This is a genomic window from Pseudoalteromonas sp. TAB23, from assembly GCF_000498075.1.
Taxonomy (GTDB): Bacteria; Pseudomonadota; Gammaproteobacteria; order Enterobacterales; family Alteromonadaceae; genus Pseudoalteromonas; species Pseudoalteromonas arctica.
The window spans coordinates 1-3,990 of the sequence record NZ_AUTP01000360.1; the positions used below are offsets into that span (position 1 = coordinate 1).

At 36.8% G+C, this 3,990-nt stretch carries 5 protein-coding genes; all 5 read right to left on the reverse strand.

The window, feature by feature from the left end:
• Positions 1-975 carry a transposase gene (locus L654_RS0124355; RefSeq protein WP_024609309.1) on the reverse strand — a complete coding sequence of 325 codons (975 nt, stop codon included), beginning with the start codon at positions 973-975 and terminating at the stop codon, positions 1-3.
• 82 nt (positions 976-1,057) lie between these two features.
• Positions 1,058-1,345: a transposase gene (locus tag L654_RS0124360; protein WP_024609310.1), complete on the reverse strand. Its 288-nt coding sequence runs from the start codon at positions 1,343-1,345 to the stop codon at positions 1,058-1,060.
• 319 nt (positions 1,346-1,664) lie between these two features.
• On the reverse strand, positions 1,665-2,189 hold the full coding sequence (locus L654_RS0124365) for a DUF2442 domain-containing protein (RefSeq protein ID WP_024609311.1): 525 nt from the start codon (positions 2,187-2,189) through the stop codon (positions 1,665-1,667).
• Positions 2,190-2,196: 7 nt separating this feature from the next.
• Complete coding sequence (locus L654_RS0124370; RefSeq protein ID WP_024609312.1) at positions 2,197-2,454, reverse strand: DUF4160 domain-containing protein; 258 nt, start codon at positions 2,452-2,454, stop codon at positions 2,197-2,199.
• Between the two features lie 1,112 nt (positions 2,455-3,566).
• Positions 3,567-3,896 carry a hypothetical protein gene (locus L654_RS0124375; RefSeq protein WP_024609313.1) on the reverse strand — a complete coding sequence of 110 codons (330 nt, stop codon included), beginning with the start codon at positions 3,894-3,896 and terminating at the stop codon, positions 3,567-3,569.
• Positions 3,897-3,990 lie beyond the last annotated feature (94 nt).

Sequence of the window (3,990 nt, forward strand, 5' to 3'; positions counted from 1 at the left end):
TTATGCGAGTAGCTTTTCGCAGTTGCTAATATTTGATCGCCGTTTCCGCTTTAAGTTTTCACAGTAACTTGCTTGTGAAGTGGGCCTGCCTACTGCACCATGAAATACGCGCGTAAATTGCGTAGTCAGCTTTAACCAGTTCTCTGGGGATATATTAAGCCTTTCTAACAAAGGTAGGTTCATGTTATCAATATAGCCGCGTTTATCCTCTCGTATTATTCGCCCTGTTAGCTCAACAAGTTCAAGGTACGATTTAAGCTCAAACGGCAGTCCTTTAGGCATAATCTGACGTGGCATACCTGCAAAACGTAGTAACTGTTTAGGCTGTTTACCTTCTGTCGCGCATGTTAAGCGCTTTTGTACACTGGTATGGTCTGACTCTTCTGGTGTGTTAGCCATTTTAGCCCTAATGGGATTTAAATCGACATAGGCCATACACGCTGCAAGTGCTGCTTCATCTAGTAATGCTTGCGATTTGAATCTACCCTCCCAGAATCGTCCTGTGCAGTTATCTTCTTTATTTGCTCTGCGCGCAATGTCTTCATTTAACAACCGCATAAACCAGCTAATACTTGCTAGGCGTTCGCGGTATTGTTTAACCGTTTGGTTGAAAAAGATGAGTTCAACTTTACTTAGCTTTTCACCTTGTACATATTTTTGCGTTAACAATGTGCCTTTACAGAGTTTATGCCAGCGAATAACAATCGCTTTATCATTCAGCCTGTTTGCTTTCTTATCATCTACATATAGTACCAAATGGGTGTGATTACTCATTACGGCATAAGCACATACATCAATACAAAATACCTTTGCTAATTCAAGCAGCTTATCTTCAACCCACCCTCGTCGATGCTCGTAAGATTGACCAGTAAAACGGTCTTCTCCACATAAAAATGCACGACGAACACAGCGTGAAATACAGTGATAGTATTTTGTATCAACCAAACTTACTTGACGCTTTCTTGAAATTGCCATAAGACACCCTGCTCGTTTTTTGCACTAACTAAAACGTAGTCCTAAATTTTGAAAAGAGCAAAATTTAGGATGGGTGTCACTGTTAATTTATTTGTTCATGCATTTTAGCCACGAAGCCTGCTATTGATGTGTAATGCGGCTGGATATCTCCCGACACACTCATAAATAAAATGTTCGTCTCACACGCTTTAGCAATTCGGCGGCTACTGATAAAACCATGTGCATAGGCCAGTAAAATAATCTTTAGCATTACCGAAGGCGGATACGCAGCAGCGCCCGTTTTGTCGTTGTTATACCACGCGTCAAATCCCGATAAATCGAGTTTATTTTCGACAATATAACAAAGGGCATACTCAAAGGTGCCAGGCAAAATTTGCTCAGCGAAATTGATAGGAATGAATTTATTTTGACAGGATAAGTCAGGCTTGACTTCTCACCCAAAGAAAGTGCCATAACAGTTTACCGTGGGTGAATAATATCTATTAGATCACAGCGAACAGATGGATTCAAAGTTAAAAAGCAATCAATTAAAAATAGTAAGATACGTTCCTAAAAAGAGTAATTCTACAGCCTCAACGCCTGCATAACACGTTTACTACTATGCAATTATACTTAAAATTGACGCCTTAAAACGAGGAACACCCGACAACCTGAGATGCCGAGTGTAGTAAATCGTGTTGATGCATTTGTTACATGCGACTCAAAGAATGAGCCGATACTCTATCTTTAGCCAACTCAATTACTGCATGCCCTAATTGAACCAAAGTACCAAAACTTGGTGTCGTTTCAGGTTTTAATGAACGATAAGCACTCGTTCTACTTTTAATTCCTGCACGCTCAATTACAACACTGTGCCCAAATTGTTCAACATAAGAACGAATGGCCGCTTGCAAAATGTCAGCTCGACCTTCTTGCATTGAATCCCATGAAGCCTGTTTAATTACCATTTCCATTTCTTTAACGTCAAAAGGCGTCAAATCAGATTCAGTATAACTACCAACCGTGATTTCTTTTAATGTTGCCGCTGATAATTCAACACCACTCCAATCAAGAGAGCCATCAGCCGTTAATGCAAATTTTTGAAAATTAGTCACATGACTAAATGCTTCTTTTTGGAAATACTCAGCTAAGTTCGCTTCACCGGTATAACCGTCACTAAAAGTAAGCTCAAGTGTAAAATCAGCTATCAAATCAACATCAATTACTTTTAACATACGTCACCTATAATTTACCCGGGTTAATACCAGCAACCGCTTGTTTCCACATTGCCATCAATTTTACTCGATTATTTTCAATGTGAGCTTCTGCTCGTTTTCGTTGCTTATTTGGCAAATAACCTTCTAAGCACTCACCTGTTTCAATTGCTATGATTAGCTCATAGCTACCATATTTGACATGAATATGAGGTAATTTATGCTGCTTGTTATCAAAAAAATACAAACAAAATGAAAGCCCAAGCAATGCATCTATCTCTGGCATAGCAACCTCTAATTATCAAATCTGGTTAAACTATACCACCGTATCCCAAAAGAGACAACCTTAGCATATAACGAGCCTGTAGATTAACTCGTTTTTTTATTTATTTTTATTGATAAATAAACCATAGCTGAGTTCCTATTTTGGTTCAATTGATTACTGTATTTTTACGCAGAATATAAAGAAGTGTTTGATATTGTTTTAATTGGCGTTTTGGAAGGGATTACGGGTGCTTTAGTGACTTTATTTTAGGTTAAAAGGGCTTACCCTTCTTAATGTATCGTATTTTGCAGCTTTTCTATATTATGAACAAGGCAATACAGTTGCCATTGCGTATTCACTTTCGTTTGACCCCGTAAGGTCAATTTATTCATCCCTTTATTCACTGTAATGTTACGCTTTTTATTTAAAGGCAAGCAGGTTCAATACAGCCGAGCAGTTTGTCATCTTTTAATAAAAAGCTGTCGTCGACCTATGGGGGCTATTCTTACTTTCATTTTATCAATATAGCTCAACTTTTTGCGTGATTCATTATTTATAACAATGCAATCTTCATACTGTTTTTGTTGGCTTTTTCGTAATAGTTAGGATGGGTGTCATCCTAACTTTCTATATTATGAACAAGGCAATACAGTTGCCACACAATAAAGTAAAGGCATTCACTTTCGCTTGACCCCGTAAGGTCAGTTTATTCATGCCTTTATTCACCGTAATATTCCGCTTTTTATTTAAAGGAAAGCCGGTTTAATACAGCCGAGTCGTTTGCCATTCTTTAATAAGCAGCTATCGTAGCCCGATTGGGCTGTCTATTTTTACTTTCATTTTGTCTACATAGCTCAGCTTTTTGCGTGATTCATTATTTATAATAATGCACTCTTCATACTGTTTTTGTTGGCTTTTTTCCTAATGATTAGGATGGGTGTCATCCTAATGATTAGGATGGGTGTCATCCTAATCATTAATCTTCTTCCGATTGGACTGTCTATTTTTACTTTCATTTTGTCTACATAGCTCAGCTTTTTGCGTGATTCATTATATAACAATGAACACTTCATACTGTTTTAGTTGGCTTTTTTCGTAATAATTAGAATGGGTGTCATCCTAATTACTACTTGTTATGAAGTTGATAGTATTTTCAACATTTTAGATATGCTTTTAGGGCAGACTTCCCCCATTAATTCAGGGTTTGCAAGTGCATATATATAACCTTCAACTTCTTCATAATTAATATCATCACGACATTCAATGAAATTTGCCCATTCTTCAAGTTCATTACTAGAAATCAAATTTGAATTGTACTTTCTTAGAACTGTTATAAGTATTTTATTGTTAATTTTAATTAACTCTAATTCACTATCAAATGGATAATTAACCAGTTCTAAAAATGCTTCATTACGATGAAGTCCAAAAGTTACAATCTCTTCTAATGCATCAACTCTATTCATATACGTACTTCATAACGAGCCTGTAGATTAACTCGTTTTTAAATTTGTTTTTATTGATAAACAAACCATAGCTGAGTTCCTATTTTGGTTCAAT